Here is a 20,302-nt window from a genome sequence, read left to right as displayed (position 1 = left end):
CGAGCCGACGAGAGGCCGTCTGTAATCCTGCCGGGCCTGCAACAACGCGACAATCCTGGTTGGGCGACTTCAAATAGGAGAACTGCTTCATATATGCGGTTTTCGCGGTACGCGGACCGCGCCACACCACCAGCTTGAGTGCGGCGAAGTCTTAAGGAATCCCCACCGGCCGTCGCAGCGCGAGATCGAACCCGTCGCCTGAGCTCAGCACGTGAACCCTAAGATCATGGATGGAAAGGGCGGCATCAGGCTCACCTTCCGCGATGTTGGAATGGGTCACGCCGGCTGCATCGACCAGATAGACAGCGCCGCTGCCGATGACCTTGAACATCTCGCCCTTCACCACGATCGCGGTGTCTTCATCGATGCCGATGCCGAGGACGCGCGGGTTCTGCGACACCGCCCCGATGAGCCGCCCAATGCGGCCCCGTTCCGCAAAGTGCTGGTCGATGATGACATTCGGCAGCAGGCCCAGTCCCGGCGCCATCCGAATGTGGCCGATCCGAAAGGACGCTGCGTTCGGCCCCTTCACCATCATTGTGTCGCTCATGACCGACGCGCCCGCGGAGGTGCCGGCAATGACGCCTCCGGCTTCATAGATTTCGTGCACCCGCTCGTCGATGGGCGTGTCGCCTATCTGGCTGGTGATGCGGAGCTGGTCGCCGCCGGAGAAGAACACCGCGCTCACGTCTGCAAGCGCACTTATTTTCTTTTCATGAGCTGCCTCGAGGCGGTCGTTGACGTAGAGCTCGATGACATCCTTGATGCCCAGCTCACCGAAGGACCTCTGATACTTCTCGAGATAGCCATCCGGCTCATGAGACGCGATGGTGGCAAGCACCAGGCGGCCGTTCGGAACCAGGCTCGCCACCTCCTTCAAGATGACACGATCGCCATCATGGTCCTCGTGGCCGCCGATGATGACGAGCGTTCCGGCTTTACCGTTCGAGGATCGCTTTTTCTTCTTGTCGGTCATTTGTCCACGTCTTTCTTGCGCAGGAAAACGTGTGGGTGGTTGTCCTCGCTGGTCATGAATGCGACTGCGAACTCCTTGCTGTTATGCGCCCATCCAGACACGCCGGTCGCGGTAAGCACGATGGCTCCGGCTTCGCCGCCGATCGCCTCGACTTCCTTGAGCGCGGGATTCAGCACCTGCTCCAGGCCGCCTTCAGCCTGTCCCGAAGACAATGCCTGCCGCGCCGAGAGTGCCTGCATGACACGGGCCGCGAGAGCCTTTCGCGCGATATGCTCACCGTCTCCCGAGAAGGCGACGGCTCCCAACCGGTTGTCGGCATAATAGCCGCAGCCGGGTTGCGGAGAATCCCCCACACGACCGGGAGCACTGCCGTCCAGTCCGCCGGTCGAAGTGCCCACGGCGATGTCCCCGTATTGATCCAGGGCAACCACACCGATCGTATCCTTCGCCTCAGACTTGCTGGAGGCGTCGCGCTGCTGCGACGTGATCAAATCCGCCGGATCGCAAAGTTCCAGCTGCTTGTCGGCGGCGAAACGCCGGGCCCCCTCCGACGCCAGCAGGATCGGCTCCTCATGCAGCATGGCCTTGGCGACACTGATTGGATGGCGCACGCCCTTGATCACTGCGACGGCACCTACATTGAAGTCCCTGCCCTCCATCAGGCCAGCGCACATCTCGACCTCGCCGTCCGAATTGAGGGCACTTCCATATCCCGCATTGAATGTCGGGTCGGCCTCGAGGACGCGACCGGCAGCTTCCACGGCATCGACCGCCGTTCCGCCGCCGGCCAGGACGGCCCGACCTGCCTCGAGCGCCTCGATGCATCCGTTGCGATGCGCCTCCTCCTCTTGCGGATGGATCTCCTTGGCGCCGCCGTGCAGGATCAGCGACCACATCAGCCAGCCCTCAGATGGCGAATATGGGTCTGATCGGGCCCTCCCCTCGAAGGCGTCGCGCCTCCGAAGCCGGTTACTTGCCGCCACACGGCTTCAACGTCGTCGACGGTCAGCACGACAAGGTCGTTTTCCCGTGCAAGCCGGAGACACACGTCGACGGCCTCCTTCTCGGGACAGACGGCGTGAATGCGGCCTGGGGCGCAGCCGGCGTTCAAGGCACCTTCCCGCAGCAAGCCGGCGATCGCTCCGGGGGCTCGGCCGCGCAGCTCCTGCTCATCCTCCTTGAAGACGATGACGTCGAATATCCGCGAAGCGATCGCGCCCATCTCGCGGATGTCGCAATCGCGGCGGTCGCCCGGTATGGCGACCAGGCCGATCGTGCGCTGATAGCCGCGCCTCATGTGGGAAACGAGCTTTCCGAGCGCCCTCAGCCCCTCCGGATTGTGCGCATAGTCGACGATCGTGCGGAAACCATGCCCGTCGAAGACGTTGAGGCGACCGGGAGATTGCTCGAACGAGGTGCCAAACTCCGCCAGCGCCGCCCGGATCGTTGCCGCCGGAACGTCGTGGCAATGCGCCATAGCGACGGCTGCCAGGCTGTTGGCAACGTTGAATTCGGCCGAACCCTCGAAGGTCGCGGGAATTTCGTCGACGCTCATCAGGAACATCGATTCCCCATCCTCGTGGATGAAAATGTCCCAGCCGTCGCTGCTGGGCTCCCGCGTCACGGCGCGGCCGCCTTCCGCCAGGTGGCTGCGCAAGAAACCGGGCCACTCGCTCCTGCTCGCCAGCGAGAAGTAGCAGATCCTGCCGCCGGCATCTCGAGACATTGCGGACGTGTGGACGTCGTCGGCATTAAGAATGCTCCATCCGCCGCGGCGGACGGACTCGACCACGACCGATTTCACCTCCGCCAGGTCCTCGATCGTGTCGATGCCCCTCAGCCCGAGATGGTCGCCGTGGACGTTCAGAACCGCGCCAACATCGCATGCATCGAAGGCAAGCCCTTCGCGCAGGATGCCGCCGCGCGCACATTCCAGCACCGCGACATCGACACCCGGCTCGCGCAGCACGATCCTGGCGCTCTGCGGACCGGAGCAGTCCCCTGTCATGATCCGCTCGCCGTTCAAGTAGACGCCGGTGGTGGAGGTGAGCCCGACGGTTGCCCCATTCGCCTGCAGGATGTGCGCCAGCATCCGGGCAGTGGTCGACTTGCCGTTGGTTCCCGTGATCGCGAAGATCGGAATCCGGCCGTCCTTGCCGCCTTTGAAGAGAAGATCGAGCACGGGCCGTGCGACGTTGCGGGCGCGCCCCGACGAGGGTTCGAGATGCATGCGAAAGCCAGGACCGGCATTCACCTCTATGATGCCGCCGCCGGTTTCGCTCACCGGCCGTGAGATGTCGGGACAGACGAAGTCGATCCCGGCAATGTCGAGGCCGACGATCTGTGCCGCCCGCCTGGCGATCAGCGCGTTTTCGGGATGGATTTCTTCCGTTCGGTCGATCGCGGTCCCACCGGTGGAGAGATTGGCGGTGGGCCGCAAGAGCACCATTTGACCCGGCGCTGGAACGCTCGCCAGGGTGAGCTGCGATTTTGACAGGAAATGCTCGACGCATTCGTCGATCTCGATGCGGGTCAATACCGAGGAATGGCCCTCTCCCCTTCGTGGGTCGCGGTTCGTCTCCTCGACGAGCTCGGCGACAGAACTCCGGCCATCGCCGACCACATGGGCCGGAACCCTCTCGGCGAGCGCCACCACCTTTCCGCCGATCACCAGGATCCTGTGGTCCGAGCCGACGAAATGCTGCTCGACTATAACGCTACGGCTGTGTTCTCGCGCCTGTTCAAAGCCCCAGCGGACCTCGTCTTCTGTTGCCAGACCGATGTTGACGCCGCTTCCATGATTGCCATCGAGTGGTTTGGTGACCACGGGGTAGCCCAGCCGTGCTGCCGCCGCGACTGCGTCCTGCGCCGATCGCACCAGCTCCCCGCGTGGCACCGGCAGGCCGGCCTGTTGCAGCAGGAATTTGGTCAGGTCCTTGTCCGAGGCGATCTCGGTCGCAATCTCGGAAGTGAGGTCGCTGCAACTGGCGCGGATGCGCTTCTGATGCTTTCCGTGACCAAACAGCACGAGGCTGCTGTCGTCGATCCGCGCCGCCGGAATGCCTCGCCTCTCGGCCTCGCGCACCAAGGAAGCAGTCGTAGGCCCCAAGGCACGCTCGGCGGCCAGAAGCTTGAGCTGCTGCAGCCTGGCTGCGAACTCGAAGGGCCCCTGCGTTTCCGCAATGTCGCCGAGCCCCTCGACACCATGGAGATTGGCCGGCAGCAGGCTGTCCACCAGTTCGAGCGCGACGCGCCCGGCGAGCAGCCCGACAAGCTCGTCCTTGTAGGCGAACATGACGTTATAAGTGCCCGGACTGCCTTTGACCGACCGTGTCTTTCCTCGTGTCACCCGGTGACCGAGCATGCTCTGCAGTTCCAGGGCGACATGCTCGACGACGTGGCCGAGCCAGGTTCCTTCCTGCATGCGGCGGACGAAGCCGCCGGCGGCGCCATAGCTGCAGCCATGGCCCGCAAGGCCGGGCAACAGTCGGACGATTTGTTCGGAAAACCCGGGCAGTTTGTCTGTCGGGAACGCCTCAAGGGCTCCGAGGTCGATCCGAATCTGGACCATTGGCGTCATGCTATAGAGGTGCGGCCCGCGAAACACGCGGGCGTCCACGACGCGGATAGGGCGAAAACGCGAGGCGCCCCGATGAATTTCTTTGTCCGACATAGTCCGTTTCTCCTGACTAACTCCGCAACATCAGGAGGATCGGTTAGTTCCCGGCCTTTCAGCCCAAATATTTTTGCAGGAGAGAGAAACAAAAGTGGCCGTTAACATATGTTGGACCAAGAACACCCTCTGGTCATCTCGGCCACGTGCGGTCGCTGTTCTGAGGGCTACTTATCTCTCGGGACGAGGCGGGCCAGGCATTCGCTCGTTTTCACAAGCATTCGCCGGGCACATCGCGGCCGTTGAGCTAGTGCCCGGCTTTAGCTCATGGCGACCCATTGTGCGGGTCCAGCACTGAGGCATTAATCTTCAGCACGCCTTCGGCACCCGGGAACATTTCCAGACGCGTCAGGTTTGGAACCATCCTTGCACCGGAACTACAGCCATGCAGAGTCGAAAATCGGTGAAGGCCGCGCTCGTCAAGGAGATCGACGCGGTCCGCCTTCGTATCTCGCTGCTTGAAAGCGAGCTATGCAGAGATGGCAGACCCAGGCAAATTGGATGGCGTTCAGGATACGAACTGAACGCCCACAAAGCCCGCCTTGCTCGACTGGAGACCGTGCTTGCCCACTATCCGTCGGCACCGACGGCCCGGGCATCGAAACAGCAACAGCTTGAGTTGCGCGCAAGGCAACCAAGTAATTTTGGGGAAACGCCATGGCTGACAGACCCTCAATCAGAACTCCGCTAGCTCGAGTGCGGGGCCTTGGATCGGCGAAACACGGAACCGAAACGTTCATGCTGGAGCGGCTGACATCTGCTGCCCTGTTGATCCTTGTCATTTACATCGTCGCGGTCGTTATAATGCTGGTCGGTGAGCCTCGAGACGCCGTCCTCAGCGTCGTAGGATCGATCTATGTCGCGCCAGCCCTTATTGGCTTCATTCTCGTAAGCTGCGTTCACATGCGGCTTGGAATGCAATCGATCATCGAAGATTACTGCCATGCCACCGTGCTCAAATCGCTTCTTCTGATCGCCAATTGGTTATTCTGCTGGGCAGTCGCGCTCGCAAGCTTGTTCGCTGTGCTGTTAATCAGCTTCAGATAGCGATCCGGTTCTCAGCTGCAGCCAACGTCTGCCACCGGCAGGCTGAAGTTCGCCTCAGCGGCGAACCGGGCTGGCTTGCGCACAGGAGTTCGACAACCCGGCCTCATCTGATTTGCGGCAGCCTGTCCCATTGATGGAAAGGGGGTGGAGAGGTCAGCTCCCACTCCAATGTGGTAGCTCCTGGCCCCCATGGGTTCATGCCGGCGGCTCTTTGCCGGTAGAAAGCTTCCAAGATGCCGAAGAGGAAAATCACGACACTCGCGGCCGACAGGTACGATCCATACGAGGACACCATGTTCCAGCCGGCGAATGCGTCGGGATAGTCGACATAGCGACGCGGCATGCCCGCCAATCCAAGGAAGTGATGGGGGAAGAAGACGAGGTTCACGCCGACGAAGGTCGTCCAGAAATGGACCCCAGCCAGAAGCGGATTGTAGAGATATCCCGTCATTTTCGGAAACCAGTAATACCAGCCCGCGAAGATGCCGAAGATCGCTCCCAGTGAAAGTATGTAGTGGAAATGCGCGACGACGAAGTATGTGTCGTGCAGTTCACGGTCGAGGCCGGCATTTGCGAGTTGAACGCCCGTCACCCCGCCTACGGTGAACAGGAATATGAAGCCGAGGGCCCAGAGCATCGGCGTCCGCAGGCTGACCGAACCGCCCCACATGGTTGCAATCCAGGAGAACACTTTTATCCCGGTCGGCACTGCGATCACCATCGTGGCGAAGGTGAAGTAGCGCTGCGTGTCGAGGCCTATCCCGCTGGTGTACATATGGTGGGCCCAGACGACGAAGCCGATCACCCCGATCGCCACGATTGCGTAGACCATCCCGAGATACCCGAAGATCGGCTTTCGCGAGAAGGTCGAGATCACCTGGCTGACGATGCCGAACGCCGGCAGGATCATGATGTAGACTTCCGGGTGGCCGAAGAACCAGAAGAGATGCTGGTACAGCAGCGGGTCGCCTCCGCCGTCCGGCGCGAAGAACGTGGTTCCGAAATTGCGATCGGTCAGGAGCATGGTGATGGCGCCGGCCAGCACCGGCAGAGCCAGCAGCAGCAGGAAGGCGGTGATGAGGATCGACCACACAAACAGGGGCATCTTGTGCAGGGTCATCCCCGGCGCGCGCATGTTGAAGATGGTGGTGATGAAGTTGATGGCTCCCAGGATCGAGGAGGCGCCCGCAATGTGCAGAGACAGGATGACCAGATCCACGGCGGGACCGGGATGGCCGGAGGTCGACAGCGGCGGGTACAGGAACCAGCCGGTCCCAGGGCCATAGCCGCCGGGGACGCTGGGCATGAAGATCGACAATAAAAGCAACATCAATGCCGGCGGCAGCAGCCAGAACGAGATGTTGTTCATGCGCGGGAAGGCCATGTCGGGGGCGCCGATCATGATCGGAACCATCCAGTTGGCGAAGCCGCCGATCAGGGCGGGCATCACAGTGTAGAAGATCATGATCAGCGCGTGGGCCGTGGTGAAGACGTTGTAAAGCTGCTTGCCGGCGTCGATCGCCGCGTCGCCCTGGTAACCGTAGATCATCGACGCCAGTCCGGGGAAAAACTGGATCCCGGGTTGCTGCAGCTCGATTCGCATGCTCACCGACAAGAGCATGCCGATCACCCCCGCGATGAAAGCGAAGACCAGATAGAGTGTGCCGATGTCCTTGTGGTTGGTCGAAAACAGCCATCGGGTGATGCCGGTCGGCTGGTGGCTGTCGAGACCGTCCGGATCTGCCGCCGTATATTCGTTCATGACCTTCTCCGCTTGAGCCGTCCGTCGCCAGCATCGAACCGTGCTGGAACTTGATTGTTCCCTCCACCGAACCGGCGGTAGGAACATTCCACGGAAGCCGCGGTTAGGTTCCGCGCGGCCGACCCTGCGCGGCTGAGGATCGACGTCCATGCTGGCGATAATTGCTGCGACACTGGTTCTGACTACGGTGGTTGGTGGGCTGATATCCGCCTTCTGGCTCGAGGCGCGTCATGGTCTCCATGACCCCATGCCGCCGGACATGTCGGTGCCCAGGCAACTGAACGCCCCGGCCTGGAGCCGGTGGTCCTGACATGGACGCGATCACCGCGACACTCGACCCGAGAACGCGAGCCGGCTGGCTGCTGCTCGGCTTCGCGCTCGGCGGTTTCTTCGACGGCATCGTCCTGCATCAGATCCTGCAATGGCATCATCTTCTCTCGGGCGTCGCCGATCCGGTGGGTTCCGACCTGCGCTTCCAGATCATGGCCGACGGCCTCTTCCATCTTTTCATGTATGTGCTCGCCGTCGCCGGCACGGTGCTGCTGGTGGCCGCGAGGGCGGCCGGCGCGCGGCCCGGGACCACCACGGAGATCCTGCGGCTCGCCTTCGCCGGGTTCGGCGTCTGGCATGTCGTCGATGCCGTCGTGTTTCACTGGCTGCTGGGTCTGCACCGGATCAAGATGAACAGCGACTTGCCGCTCGCCTGGGATATTGCGTGGCTGGTCATCTTCGGCATCGTGCCGCTTGTGTTGGTGCTGGTGCTGCCCAACCGCGGCGGACCGGCACGCGGTGCTTCGGCAGCGCTTACCAGCATCGTCCTGCTCGCGGGATTGGCAGCCGGCGCCGGCCCGTTCTTCAACGGTGCCGCCAATTCCATCATCGTCTTTCGGGCCGGGATGGAACCGGCGGCGATGATGCGGGCCGTTGAAGTCGCCGACGCCCATCTCAAATGGGTCGACGCCAGCGGCACCATCTGGGCGGTCGACCGCGTCTCATGGCGCGGGTTGGTATCCCTTCACGCGCGCGGCGCCCTTGTGGTCAGCACGACGCCTGTCATTGCCGGATGCCTCGCCTGGACCGATGCCGCCGGAATGAGCAGTAGCTCCAGCCAGCAGCGAGGCACTCCTGCCAGGCTATGACTTCCGGACAGGGATAGGGGAGTATCAAGCATGCAGTTCGCCACCGAGAGCAGCCACGGCCGGAGCCTGACACCGCGCATCGTCGTGGTCGGCGGAGGCTTTGCCGGTCTGGAGGTTGCCAAGGCGCTCGGCAAGGCGGAAATCGGGGTGACGATCATCGACCGCCACAATCACCACCTGTTCCAGCCCTTGCTCTATCAGGTTGCAACCGCCGCCTTGTCGGCGCCTGATATCGCCGAGCCCATCCGCAAGATCCTGGGCCGCTATCCCTCGGTTCAGTTCCTCTTCGGCGATGTCACCGAGATCGGCACCGAGGCCAGGATACTGGTGCTGGCCGATGGGACCACGGTCCCCTACGACATCCTGGTCTTGGCCACTGGTTCGCAGCCATTCTATTTCGGCCAGGAGAGCTGGGCTCGGGTTTGTCCCGGTTTAAAGACCATCGAGGACGCGCGCACGATCCGGTCACGGCTGCTGCTATCGTTCGAGCACGCGGAACGGACCACCGATCCAGTCGAGCAATCCCGGCTGATGACGATCGCCATTATCGGCGGCGGCCCGACCGGTGTCGAACTGGCGGGCTCGATCGCCGAACTCAGCCGGCACACACTGGCGCGCGACTTCCGCAACATCCGGCCCGAGAAGACAAGGATCATACTGGTAGAAGCCGGCGAGCGTCTGCTCGCCGGATTCGCCCCGGAGCTTTCCAGATATGCACGTCTGCGCCTTGAAAGCCTGGGCGTCGAGGTCGCGCTCGGCAACCGGGTCGAGGCGATCGAAGCGCATCAGATCACCGTCGGCGGCCAGGTGATCCCGGTGGCCTTGACGCTCTGGGCCGCCGGGGTGGCGGCTTCTCCGCTGGTCGCCCAGCTTGGTGTCGGGCTCGACCGCGGCGGTCGGGTGAAGGTCGAATCCGACCTGCAGGTCGTTGGCCATCCCGATGTCTTCGCGCTTGGCGACGTCGCACTGGTCCTCGATGGGAACGGCCAGCCATTGCCGGGTCTTGCCCAAGTCGCCAAGCAGCAGGGCGAGTACCTCGGCAAGGCACTGTCACGCCGGATAGATGCTGGCGACACGCTGCCCGCTTTTGTCTTCAGCAATCGAGGCAACACGGCCATTGTCGGCCGCCACGCTGCCGTGTTCGAATCGGGCAGGCTGAAACTGAAAGGCTGGTTCGCCTGGTCTGCCTGGGCGCTCATCCATGTTTATCTGCTCGTCGGTTTTCAGCACCGCGTTCAGGTCTCGATCCAGTGGCTCTGGCGCTACCTGACCTATGAGCGTGGCGCCCGACTCATCGCCGAGGAACGAGTCGAACCGGGTTCGAAATCATCGCCGGGAGCGGCCCCGAGAGAGCCGCTGCCACCCAAGGCAGACGCCGCCCCGGCATTGCCCGCCCGCACTGACTAGATTGCCGGGTGCTCAGTTCGGAGACAGTGGCGATGCGGGGGTCATCTCTGGATTCCGCCACGGCCCGTCGTCCCACGGCAGCCTGAACCTCGAAAATCGAGGCGGGTGGTTCCCAGCTTGTATCCGGTGCCGGCCTGATGGGATCCGGATGGCACCAGCGGCGTTGCGTCCCTATATGCTCAAATGAACACAGGCTCCTCGAAACGGGAGCTGTTGAACCCTCCTCTTCAGAGACAGCTTGTCATGACGTCACCTGCGACTGCTGAACAACCCCCGGTCATTCAGACGGGGCTTCCCGCCCTGAGCAACAGCTATGGGCAATTGCCGGAGCGCTTCTTCTCGCAAACAGATCCGAAGCCGGTATCCGAACCGCGGCTGATCCGGTTCAACCGGCCCCTCGCGGAGGAACTCGGGCTCGATGCCGACCAGCTTACCAGCCCGGATGGAGTGGCGATGCTTGCCGGCAACAGATTTCCGGAAGGCTTGCAGGCAATCGCCCTGGCTTATGCGGGCCACCAGTTCGGAAACTTCGTGCCTCAGCTTGGCGACGGGCGCGCTCTGCTTCTTGGCGAAGTGGTGGACGTCAACGGCATTCGCCGTGACATCCAGCTGAAGGGATCGGGACCAACGCGGTTCTCGCGCAACGGTGACGGCCGCGCCGCACTCGGCCCTGTCCTGCGCGAATATGTCGTCAGCGAAGCGATGGCGGCGCTCGGCATTCCGACGACGCGAAGCCTTGCGGCGGTGCTCACCGGCGACCCGGTCTATCGCGAGGTCCGGCTGCCCGGCGCCGTCCTGACACGGGTGGCGGCAAGTCATATCAGGATCGGCACGTTCCAATATTTCGCCGCGCGCCACGACACCGAGGCGCTCAAGATATTGGCCAACTATGCCATTCAGCGTCACTTCCCACAGCTGGCGGGGGAAGCACGGCCGTACCGGGCTTTGCTGGAGGCCGTTGTCGCCGCACAGGCGGACCTGGTGGCGCGCTGGATGCTGGTCGGCTTCATCCATGGCGTCATGAACACCGACAACATGTCGATCTCGGGCGAGACGATCGACTATGGCCCATGCGCCTTCATGGACGCTTACGACCCCGGCGCGGTGTTCAGTTCGATAGACCGCGCCGGTCGCTATGCCTATGCCAACCAGCCTCGTGTCGCCACATGGAACCTTGCGCGCTATGCCGAGACCCTGCTGCCGCTCATGAGCACGGACGAGAATGAAGCAGTGTCTGAAGCGGAAGAGGTGCTGAGGTCGTTCCAGGCCTCCTATGAGGCTGTGTTGCAGCGCGGCTTCCGCAGAAAACTCGGACTGCTGACCGAAGCGGAAGGCGACTTGCAGCTCGCTGCCGACTTTCTGGACGTGCTGGCTCACGGCGAAGCGGACTTTACGCTCGGCTTTCGGCGCCTGGGCGATGACCTCGACGCTGCGGACGGCCAAGGCACGGCGCGGCAGTTGTTTAAGGATCCAGGCTCATTCGATGCCTGGTCGGCGCGGTGGCGCCAGCGCATTGCAAGCGAAGCAGCCGACACGGCCACGCGCCGGGCAGCCATGCAATCCGTCAATCCCAAATTCATCCCCCGCAATCATCGCATCGAGGCGATGATCCAGGCGGCGTTGGGCGGCGACTTCACACCGTTCGAGGAGATCTTGACGGTCGTCAGCCGTCCCTTCGATGAGCAGCCGGGAATGGAACGCTATGCTGAGCCGCCACGCCCGGATGAGCGCGTCCTGCAGACATTCTGCGGTACCTGAGACATTCGTGATGGTCGCTTAACATGTGCAAATGCGGAAGACCCATTTGCAAGCTATCGTCACGGGTACTCTCGTAAGGGCTGAGCTATGACGATCATAGAATTGGCATTCGAATTGCTGGCACGGAAGCTCGTAGACCGTACCGGAATATCAGACGAAGATGCTCGAGACCTTGTCGCAGCCATGGGAGCTGACTGGTCATCGCTCGTGCGAGCAGCGAGGGCGATCAAAGAGACTTAGGTCTTTTGACGTCGTTTTAGCTGCCATCAGCTGCAGGGAGAGCGGACCTGAGGCTGCTGCCGCGATCCAGGCGCGACACCATCACCGATCATGTCAGCAACGTGGTCAAGCACTGTATTTCGGTCGCTCGAAATCGACCGGATACAACACGCTGCTCTCCTGAAAGCCACTGAAGCCCGCTACGCAAGTCGCCGGAAGCTCGCAATAAACTGCGATAGCAGCCCAGTCTTGAGGTTTATATTGCAGGCCCGCATCACTGGCGGGGCGACGCGGGCCTGCCCAGAGATTGCCTGTCCTCGACAAGCAACGCAGGCCCTGCCGTTCGTTGAAATCCGCGTTGGGAGTCAGATTCCGTCGGCACCGAAATCACAGGTGCTGACGAAGCAGACGGAACTTCCCCCCACGATCACGGTTTGGAGTCACGAGACCAACCAAGGAGATGCAGATGTCGAGCAAAATGCCGCCCGTGCCGCCTGAGAACCAGAGCCAGAAGGGTCGAGGAGAAGGGCGACAGATTAGCCACGATGATGCCCAGCACGGCACTCACGGAGCGCCGGATCCGGAGCGCCAAGGGCAGCAAGCCAACACCAAGGTCAACACCACTCATCAGGGCCGTCAGCAGGATCGGTGATCATGTCCACATCGAAGAAACACCCGAACACGATCCGGCAGGGCGGGCCAGGCGCATCGCACGAGAACGCCAGAAAACCCTTACAGATCAACAAGCCCCCGGCGGATGAAGACCGTCGATCCAAAAGCCGAGTTTCAGGGGGTGGCGGTGAAAAGGACAGTCATCATTCGCACAATCCAGCCAAGAAGGGTAGCAACAGTTGAACCCACGGCTTTGTGAATGATTGTGCTAAAGCGCGCCGCGTGTGCATGTCATTGTCTCACAACCGAGCCTTTTTTTGAGTGACATGCATAGCCGGACCAGGGTGAGGATCAGCGAGTCGAGACGCCCGGAAAAACCGGAGGCCGTGGGCCCGCACCACTGGCGGAGCGATGCGGGCCCGGCCAAGGGTTACGGCCCTCGACCAGCAGCGAGGGGCTCGCTGCCGCATGCAGAACAAGCCCCGTAATTTCAGGTTCCGCTAATATACAAAAAAGCCGGCCACCTTTCGGCAGCCGGCCAGTTCCAACAGAACAAGGGAACGTGCACTGATGGGGCAGTGCAACGCCCGAAGTGTTTCGAGGCGACGATGTTCCACCGGAAATCCACGGATTCGCCGTTTCGATCTACATTGGCCGGATTGAAAGATCTTTGACGATCTCTCCCAAGTTCTCGCGGAGCCCGGTCCGACGTGTGGCGCCCTGTCTGCGTCTTGGCTCTCTATGCGGCCAGCAAGCTCATCTTTGAAGAATGCCCGCCGCGACTGCCGCGCGCGTCAAACACCGGCGTGCAATTGGTCGAGCGCGCGGCAGACCGGGGACGCGTCAAGTCGAGCGTCGGTCGACGTAGGTGTAGACGCCGGCCCCAATGGCGACCGCGCCGACCGTGATCACGATCGATGGCGCGCCCATCAAACTGGCAAAGACCGCCCAGATGAGGGCGATGACGATAGCGCCGAGTGTTCCCAGGATCAGTCTCGGCATTGTCTACCCCTCCACGTTCGGGCCGCCCGTGGATGGTCGTCACCCACCGGTCATGCGAAACGCCGCATGAAAGCACAGTGTGGCCCATGAGGTGAAGGGCCGCGCCGGAATACTCCGGTGCGGAAAAGATGATGCCCGCGCCGCCAAAGCCCGGGTGTTCAATAGCCAAATGGCTGGACCGGCGCCTAGCGCCTCAGCGCGTGGACTTCCGCCATGCTTTCGCCGCCCATCGGCAGGGCCATGTCATCATCGAGCAGCCGGGTGATGCGGGCAAAGCCCGTAAACGCCTTCCTGGCTGCTTCGGCCGACATTCTGCCCGACAGGGCCGCGGAGCAGCAATTCACGGCGCACTGATACACAGGCCCACGCCGTCCCAATGGCCATTTCTGCAAAAAGACCATCGCTTCGGCAACGCTATCGACTTCCTCGACGGGGTGTCCCTGCCCGCGCGCAATGCGCACGGGCGTAAAGAAATGCAAGCGGTCCATTTTGTTCTCTCCCTGGTCGGCCGCAGCGCGAACCAACCCTACTAAATTCGCGGATGGCGCGTTTGTTCCGCTTATTGCAAAAAAATCTGCGCTGGTGGGCTTGGGTTGCCGACGCCCGCTTTTGTCCGGAACGTTAGGCCGGCTGATGCATTTCGCTCTCGTGATTGCCTTGAGGGACACGTTCAAACCATGCGCATAGCCCATGTCGCCCCTTTGCACGAATCGGTGCCACCCCTTCTCTATGGCGGCACCGAGCGCATCGTTTCCTATCTGACCGAAGGGCTGGTCGAACTCGGCCATGAGGTGACGCTGTTCGCCAGCGGCGACAGCCGGACGTCGGCCAGACTGATACCAGGTCGCGAACGCGCGCTACGCCTCGATCCGCGTCCACTGAAATCGGACACGGCGGCGCATCTTGCGATGCTTGCCGATGTGAGGAACCGAGCCCACGACTTTGATATCATTCATTTTCATCTCAGCCATTTCCTGCATTTCTCGTTCTTCGAGACCATGCCGGACAAGACGGTGACAACGCCTCATGGCCGGCTCGATTATGTCGATCTGGCGCCAGCCTATGAGCGTTTTCCGCGCTTTCCGCTGATCTCGATCTCGCATAGCCAGAAGACCGGGCTTGCGAATGCCAATTGGCTGGCCACCATCCATCACGGGCTGCCGACGGGTCTCTATCAGCCGACCTTCGAGACGGCGGCAGGCGAACCATACCTCGCCTTTCTCGGCCGGCTTTCGCGCGACAAGCGGCCGGACCGGGCCATCGACATCGCCTTGCGCTCGGGCATGAAACTCAAGCTGGCGGCCAAGATCGGCGACGATGATCGCGCCTATTTCCATGAGACGATCGAGCCGTTGATCGATGGCGACCGCATCGACTATGTCGGCGAGATCGCCGAGAGTGAGAAGACTGAATTCCTCGGCAATGCCGCTGGTCTGCTGTTTCCGATAGACTGGCCCGAGCCGTTCGGCCTTGCCGCGATCGAGGCGATGGCGTGCGGTACGCCAACCATCGGCTGGAACTGCGGTGCGTTGCCGGAAGTCATCGACCATGGCGTTACCGGATTTGTCGTCGATTCTCTCGACGCCGCGGTCGCCGCGGTGCCGGCCTTGCTGCAACTCGACCGGCGAAAGGTGCGCGCCGTCTTCGAAAGTCGGTTCTCCGCCAACAGGATGGCGCGCGACTATCTCACTGCCTATGCGCGTCTCATCGGCGCCCCGGCTGAATCGAAAGCGTCGTGAACGACGGCGGACGTTCCGAGCCCGAAACAGAGATTTGTGACTGATGACCGAACTTGACGAGCGCAAGCTCGACCCTGCCGTGGCCCTTGCCTCCCTGGACGAAACCGCGCCGCGCGAGCCGCACCGGCTGTTTGCCCTAAAGCAAGGCGACTGTTTTGCCGTGGCCGATGCCTACGGCGATATCAGGGGTGCGGGCGACGGTTTCTTCCGTGACGACACCCGGGTGCTGTCGGAGTTCAGGCTCACCGTCGGCGGCCGGCAGACATCGCTGCTCGGCGCCTCCCTCAGCCAGGACAATGTGCTGTTCACCAGCAATATGACCAATTTGCCGATGCAAAGCGTCGGTGGCCGCGACATCCCGCAGGGCGCCATCCATATCGAGCGCGTCAGGCTGTTGTGGCAGGACCGGCTGTTCGAGCGCATCACCCTTTCCAACTACAGCCAGGAGCATTCGGCAATCCGCGTCTCGCTGCATTTTGCCGCCGATTTCCGGGACATGTTCGAGGTCCGCGGTTCGACCCGGCCGAAGCGCGGAATGGCGCATGCAGCGGAGATCGAGCCTGCCTCGGTGCTGCTGCGCTATGACGGACTGGACGGGCTGGCGCGGGTGTCGGCGATCTCGTTCTCGCAGCCGCCAGACCAGTTGAGCGCCGAGCGCGCGGATTTCCTCATCGCAGTGACCAAGCGCAGCAGCAAGATGCTTTACGTCGAGGTCGGCGCGGAACTGACCGAAACGCCCGACCGCGACCGCTTCCGGGCGGCCGCGGCGCGCGCCCGTTTCGGCATGCGGGCCAAGCGCCGCCATGGCGCGACGGTGCACAGTTCGGGTCGCGTCTTCAACGATTGGGTCGAACGCGCCCGCGCGGATGTCGCCTTGCTGACCACCGAGTTGTCGACCGGCCCCTACCCCTATGCCGGCATCCCCTGGTTTTCGACGGCCTTCGGCCGTGACGGCGTCATCTCGGCGCTGCAGATGCTATGGCTCAACCCCGGCCTGGCGCGCGGCGTGCTTGCCTTCCTCGCCCAGCACCAGGCGACCGAGACATCGCCTTTCAGCGACTCGCAGCCCGGCAAGATCATGCACGAGACGCGCAAGGGCGAGATGGTGGCGCTGCAGGAACTGCCTTTCGGCCGCTACTATGGCGGCGTCGATACCACGCCGCTCTACATCCACCTCGCCTGCGCCTATGCCGAACGCACCGGCGACATGGACTTCATCGCCAGCCTGTGGCCGTCTCTCTGCGCCGCCGCCAAGTGGACGGAAGAGGCGAGCCGCGCAACCGGCTTCGTCACCTATCAGCGCGCTGCCGAATCCGGCCTTGCGAACCAGGGCTGGAAGGACAGCTTCGACTCCGTCTTCCACGCCGACGGGCGCATTCCCAAGGGGCCGATCGCGCTGGTCGAAGTGCAGGGTTATGTCTTCGCCGCCTTCAGGGGCCTTGCCGCTCTCGCCCGCCGCCGGGGCGAGTTCGCGCAGGCCGAGCACTGGGAAAATCGCGCCGAAGAGATGCGGATCGCCGTCGAGCGTGATTTCTGGCTGGACGATCTCGGCTTCTATGCGCTGGCGATCGACGGCGCCGGAGAGCCGTGCAAGGTGCGCACCTCGAATGCCGGACACCTGCTCTATGTCGGCCTGCCCGAACCGGCGCGGGCTAAGATGGTCGCCGACCAGTTGCTTTCGGCTTCCTTCCACTCCGGCTGGGGGGTGCGAACGCTTTCCGACGACGCTGTGCTGTTCAACCCGATGTCGTACCACAATGGTTCCATCTGGCCGCATGACACGGCGATGTGCGGCGCCGGCCTGGCGCGGTTCGGCGAGCGTGACAGCGTGGTGCGGCTGATGAGCGGTACGTTCGAATCGGCAGTGCATTTCAACATGCGACTGCCGGAACTGTTCTGCGGTTTCACCCGCTCGCCGGGCGAAGCGCCGATCGCCTACCCCGTCGCCTGCCTGCCGCAAGCGTGGTCGGCAGGCTCGGCCTTCATGCTGATGCAGGCGTGCCTCGGTCTGGAAATCGACGGCTGGAACGGCGAAATCCACGTCACTCGACCCCGTTTGCCGATCGGCATCGATACGCTGACGCTCAGGCATCTGGGTGTCGGCGAAAAGAGGGTCGATCTTACCTTCCAGCGCGTCGGCGACCGCGTCGTCGCCTTTCTCGCCGACCGCCATGAAGGGCTGGTTCCGCTGATCGTGCGGACATGATCTGAACGGCCTTCAACGGGAACCGAACCCAGGGTTTGTGCGTTGCGAAAAACACAGGTTCTCACGGGCGATCGTCGGCTGCGAACACTCAAATGGAACCATGAAGAAAAAGGCCCTGACGGCCAAAATTGAGTTGGAATTGGAATGACTGATTATGGCATGGCCCTGCTCTGGGTCTTGATCCTTGCAAGCCTTGGCCTTTCGATTCTAGCCGTTCTGTTATCGATCTCCAGGCAACGTCGTAGCCATAGCTTGACGGTTGCACCGACTGCCGGCGAGGACGTCGCATCGGAAGCGACGCGCAAGGTTTTGCGGGAGTTCGAGAAGAATGGACAATCTCCCGACGCGGCGCTGGTGAACTGGTCGCCCGACACCTTGCGTAAGATACTTGCCGACGACCTGCCGGACGCGCAGGTCATCGTCGTCTCGAACCGAGAACCCTATATCCACAACATCAAGGACGACGGCGTCGAGCTTCTGGTGCCGGCCAGCGGCCTGGTGTCGGCGCTTGAGCCTATCACCCGCGCCTGCAGCGGCACCTGGATCGCCTATGGCGGCGGAACGGCGGATCGTCTGACGGTCGATAGCAACGATCGGGTTCAGGTGCCGCCGGACAATCCGTCGTATACGCTGCGCCGCGTGTGGCTGAGCGACGACGAATATCAGGGCTACTATCTCGGCTTTGCCAATGAAGGGCTTTGGCCGCTCTGCCATATCGCCTTCACCCGGCCGGTCTTCCGTGCCTCGGACTGGGAGGCCTATGAGGCCGTCAACCGCAAATTCGCCGATATGGTGGTTGCCGAGGCGCGCAATGAGCGGCCGATCGTGCTGGTTCAGGATTACCATTTCGCGCTCCTGCCGCGCATGATCCGCGAGCGCCTGCCGGAGGCGATCATCATCACCTTCTGGCACATCCCGTGGCCGAACTCCGAAGTGTTCAGCATCTGCCCATGGCGCGAACGCGTTCTTGATGGACTGCTCGGGAGCTCGATCATCGGCTTTCACACCCAGTTTCATGCCAATAATTTCACTGAAAGCGTAGACCGGTTCCTGGAAAGCCGCATCGAGCGCGCCGACGCCGCGATCTCGTATGGCGGGCGGACGACCCTGGTGCACGCCTATCCCATCTCCATCGAATGGCCGGCCGAACTCCTGGCCAAACTGCCACCGGTCGAGGAAAGCCGCGCCCGCCTGCGTGAGCGGTTCGGCCTGTCGGCGGACGTCAAGCTGTGCGTCGGCGTCGAGCGCCTGGACTACACCAAGGGCATCCTCGACCGCTTCCATGCGCTGGACGAATTGTTTACGCGCCACCCCGAGTGGATCGGCAAGGTAGTGTTCCTGCAGATTGCTGCCCCAAGCCGCGGCACGCTGCCGGCCTACCAGCAACTGCACGATGAATGCATGCGCTATGCCAACGAACTCAACCAGCGCTACGGTCATGACGGGTACAAGCCCGTGGTCATGGTGGCTGAGCACCATTCGCAGCAACAGGTCTATGAGATCTATCGCGCCGCCGACATCTGCATGGTCACCAGCCTGCATGACGGCATGAACCTCGTAGCCAAGGAATTCGTCGCCGCGCGTGACGACGAACAGGGCGTGCTGTTGCTCAGCACATTTGCCGGCGCGTCGCGCGAACTGCTGGAAGCACTGATCGTAAATCCTTACGACGCGGCGATGATGAGCCAGGTGCTGCTGCAGGCGCTGACCATGTCACCGGACGAACAGCGCGAGCGCATGCGCCCGATGCGGGAAATAGTGCGCGACAACAATGTCTTTCGCTGGGCCGGCAGCATGCTGCTCGATGCGGCGCGCCTGCGCAAACGCGGCGACCTCGAAAGAGCGACTAGTGTCGCCGAGCGGCCCGCAAACACCGACACCAACATCGTCTCGCTGTTCGACCGCATGCGGAAGGTGGCGTCATGAATAGCCTGTCAAAAGCACCGGGCCTGCCAACCGCACCCGACCTGCCGGAAGGACAATGGGCGCTTTTCCTCGATATCGACGGCACGTTGCTGGAGCACGCGGCGCACCCCGACGCCGTGTCCGTAAGCGACGAACTGCGCAACCTCCTCGGCGTCGTCGATGAACGGCTGGACGGCGCTGTCGCCTTTATCACCGGCCGCTCGGTCGAAGGCGCCGACCGCCTGTTTCATCCGTTGAAGCTGCGTGTTGCCGGTCTCTATGGGCTGGAACACCGGCTGACGCCGGACGGCCCGGTCGTTACCGCCGATGCTCCCGCCGATATCGCTGCCCTTGCCGACGCCATCGAGGCCGAACTGGATGACGGCCTTGTTCATATCGAGCGCAAGGGTCCGATCCTCGCCATCCATACGCGTGCGGCGCCGCATCTGCTGGCCAGGGCAACGCATCTTGCCGAACAGGCATTGACCGAGCTTCCCAAGGGCTATCGGGTTATCCCGGGCAACGCCGGCGTCGAACTCATGCCGCTCGAAGCAGCCAAGGGCGCTGCCGTGCGGCGTTTCATGGCAATCCCGCCCTTTGCCGGACGGCGGCCGGTCTTTCTCGGCGACGACACCGCCGACGAAAACGGTTTCGAGGCGATCAACGAGGCCGGCGGCATCTCGATCCGGGTCAAGCCGCGTGGGCCGACCGTGGCCCAATACAGGCTCGATGATGTCACCTGCGCGATAGCTTGGCTTGCCGCCAATTTCGACGCATCACCGGCCCTCAACCGCAAAGCGTCCTGATCCCTGCCGTCTGCGGGTCGAATCAAGATCGCCGTGATTGCGCCGACCTTC

At 62.6% G+C, this 20,302-nt stretch carries 16 protein-coding genes; 10 read left to right on the top strand and 6 right to left on the bottom strand.

Annotated features, from left to right (window positions below):
- Positions 1-151: 151 nt before the first annotated feature.
- From NKI64_RS24560 to cphA, 3 genes are read right to left on the bottom strand one after another with little or no spacing between them, the layout of a single operon-like run.
- On the bottom strand, positions 152-976 hold the full coding sequence (locus tag NKI64_RS24560) for a cyanophycinase (RefSeq protein WP_023688542.1): 825 nt from the start codon (positions 974-976) through the stop codon (positions 152-154).
- Positions 973-1,872 carry an isoaspartyl peptidase/L-asparaginase family protein gene (locus NKI64_RS24555; RefSeq protein ID WP_352670573.1) on the bottom strand — a complete coding sequence of 300 codons (900 nt, stop codon included), beginning with the start codon at positions 1,870-1,872 and terminating at the stop codon, positions 973-975. Before NKI64_RS24555 ends, NKI64_RS24560 begins: the two co-directional genes overlap by 4 nt.
- Positions 1,872-4,649, bottom strand: coding sequence for a cyanophycin synthetase (gene cphA / locus NKI64_RS24550; RefSeq protein WP_050590558.1), 2,778 nt, complete (start codon positions 4,647-4,649; stop codon positions 1,872-1,874). The genes NKI64_RS24555 and cphA overlap by 1 nt, the downstream gene beginning before the upstream one ends.
- 657 nt (positions 4,650-5,306) lie before the next feature.
- On the opposite strand from cphA, the gene sdhD reads away from it, so the two are divergent.
- Entirely contained in the window at positions 5,307-5,696 is a 390-nt protein-coding gene (gene sdhD / locus NKI64_RS24545) for a succinate dehydrogenase, hydrophobic membrane anchor protein (protein WP_027050929.1), read from the top strand.
- Between the two features lie 103 nt (positions 5,697-5,799).
- Here the strand turns inward: sdhD and ctaD are convergent, their stop codons facing one another.
- The gene (gene ctaD, locus NKI64_RS24540) at positions 5,800-7,458 is read right to left on the bottom strand and encodes a cytochrome c oxidase subunit I (RefSeq protein ID WP_023693467.1); all 1,659 of its coding nucleotides are present in this window, start codon (positions 7,456-7,458) and stop codon (positions 5,800-5,802) included.
- A 311-nt stretch (positions 7,459-7,769) separates the two neighbouring features.
- Here ctaD and NKI64_RS24535 point away from each other — a divergent pair, with 311 nt between their 5' ends.
- From NKI64_RS24535 to NKI64_RS24515, 5 genes are all read left to right on the top strand, one after another.
- Positions 7,770-8,597, top strand: coding sequence for a DUF2243 domain-containing protein (locus NKI64_RS24535; RefSeq protein ID WP_023696175.1), 828 nt, complete (start codon positions 7,770-7,772; stop codon positions 8,595-8,597).
- A gap of 30 nt (positions 8,598-8,627) precedes the next feature.
- Positions 8,628-10,004 carry an NAD(P)/FAD-dependent oxidoreductase gene (locus NKI64_RS24530; protein WP_352670568.1) on the top strand — a complete coding sequence of 459 codons (1,377 nt, stop codon included), beginning with the start codon at positions 8,628-8,630 and terminating at the stop codon, positions 10,002-10,004.
- A 243-nt stretch (positions 10,005-10,247) separates the two neighbouring features.
- Positions 10,248-11,762, top strand: coding sequence for a protein adenylyltransferase SelO (locus NKI64_RS24525; RefSeq protein WP_352670564.1), 1,515 nt, complete (start codon positions 10,248-10,250; stop codon positions 11,760-11,762).
- 685 nt (positions 11,763-12,447) lie between these two features.
- On the top strand, positions 12,448-12,633 hold the full coding sequence (locus tag NKI64_RS24520; RefSeq protein WP_023682450.1) for a hypothetical protein: 186 nt from the start codon (positions 12,448-12,450) through the stop codon (positions 12,631-12,633).
- 2 nt (positions 12,634-12,635) lie between these two features.
- The gene (locus NKI64_RS24515) at positions 12,636-12,836 is read left to right on the top strand and encodes a hypothetical protein (RefSeq protein ID WP_081726098.1); all 201 of its coding nucleotides are present in this window, start codon (positions 12,636-12,638) and stop codon (positions 12,834-12,836) included.
- A 600-nt stretch (positions 12,837-13,436) separates the two neighbouring features.
- Here NKI64_RS24515 and NKI64_RS24510 read toward each other — a convergent pair.
- Both NKI64_RS24510 and NKI64_RS32185 read right to left on the bottom strand, forming a co-directional pair.
- Entirely contained in the window at positions 13,437-13,595 is a 159-nt protein-coding gene (locus tag NKI64_RS24510; protein ID WP_023672685.1) for a hypothetical protein, read from the bottom strand.
- Positions 13,596-13,780: 185 nt separating this feature from the next.
- A complete protein-coding gene (locus NKI64_RS32185) occupies positions 13,781-14,287 on the bottom strand; it encodes a DUF982 domain-containing protein (protein ID WP_373432840.1) in 507 nt (168 codons plus the stop codon).
- Between NKI64_RS32185 and NKI64_RS24500 the strand changes: the two genes are divergently transcribed.
- The 4 genes from NKI64_RS24500 to otsB all read left to right on the top strand — a co-directional run bounded on the left by NKI64_RS24500 (position 14,273) and on the right by otsB (position 20,251).
- Positions 14,273-15,334 carry a glycosyltransferase family 4 protein gene (locus NKI64_RS24500; RefSeq protein WP_023672687.1) on the top strand — a complete coding sequence of 354 codons (1,062 nt, stop codon included), beginning with the start codon at positions 14,273-14,275 and terminating at the stop codon, positions 15,332-15,334. The two genes, NKI64_RS32185 and NKI64_RS24500, sit on opposite strands and share 15 nt — an antisense overlap.
- A gap of 43 nt (positions 15,335-15,377) precedes the next feature.
- On the top strand, positions 15,378-17,540 hold the full coding sequence (locus NKI64_RS24495; protein ID WP_023688553.1) for an amylo-alpha-1,6-glucosidase: 2,163 nt from the start codon (positions 15,378-15,380) through the stop codon (positions 17,538-17,540).
- Between the two features lie 144 nt (positions 17,541-17,684).
- Entirely contained in the window at positions 17,685-19,466 is a 1,782-nt protein-coding gene (locus NKI64_RS24490) for an alpha,alpha-trehalose-phosphate synthase (UDP-forming) (RefSeq protein WP_027049439.1), read from the top strand.
- Complete coding sequence (otsB, locus tag NKI64_RS24485) at positions 19,463-20,251, top strand: trehalose-phosphatase (protein WP_023672690.1); 789 nt, start codon at positions 19,463-19,465, stop codon at positions 20,249-20,251. Before NKI64_RS24490 ends, otsB begins: the two co-directional genes overlap by 4 nt.
- Positions 20,252-20,302 lie beyond the last annotated feature (51 nt).

The organism is Mesorhizobium sp. M0478 (assembly GCF_040321305.1).
Lineage (GTDB): Bacteria > Pseudomonadota > Alphaproteobacteria > Rhizobiales > Rhizobiaceae > Mesorhizobium.
Note: the sequence above shows the minus strand (reverse complement) of the source record. Positions and strands in the feature narration are given on the sequence as shown.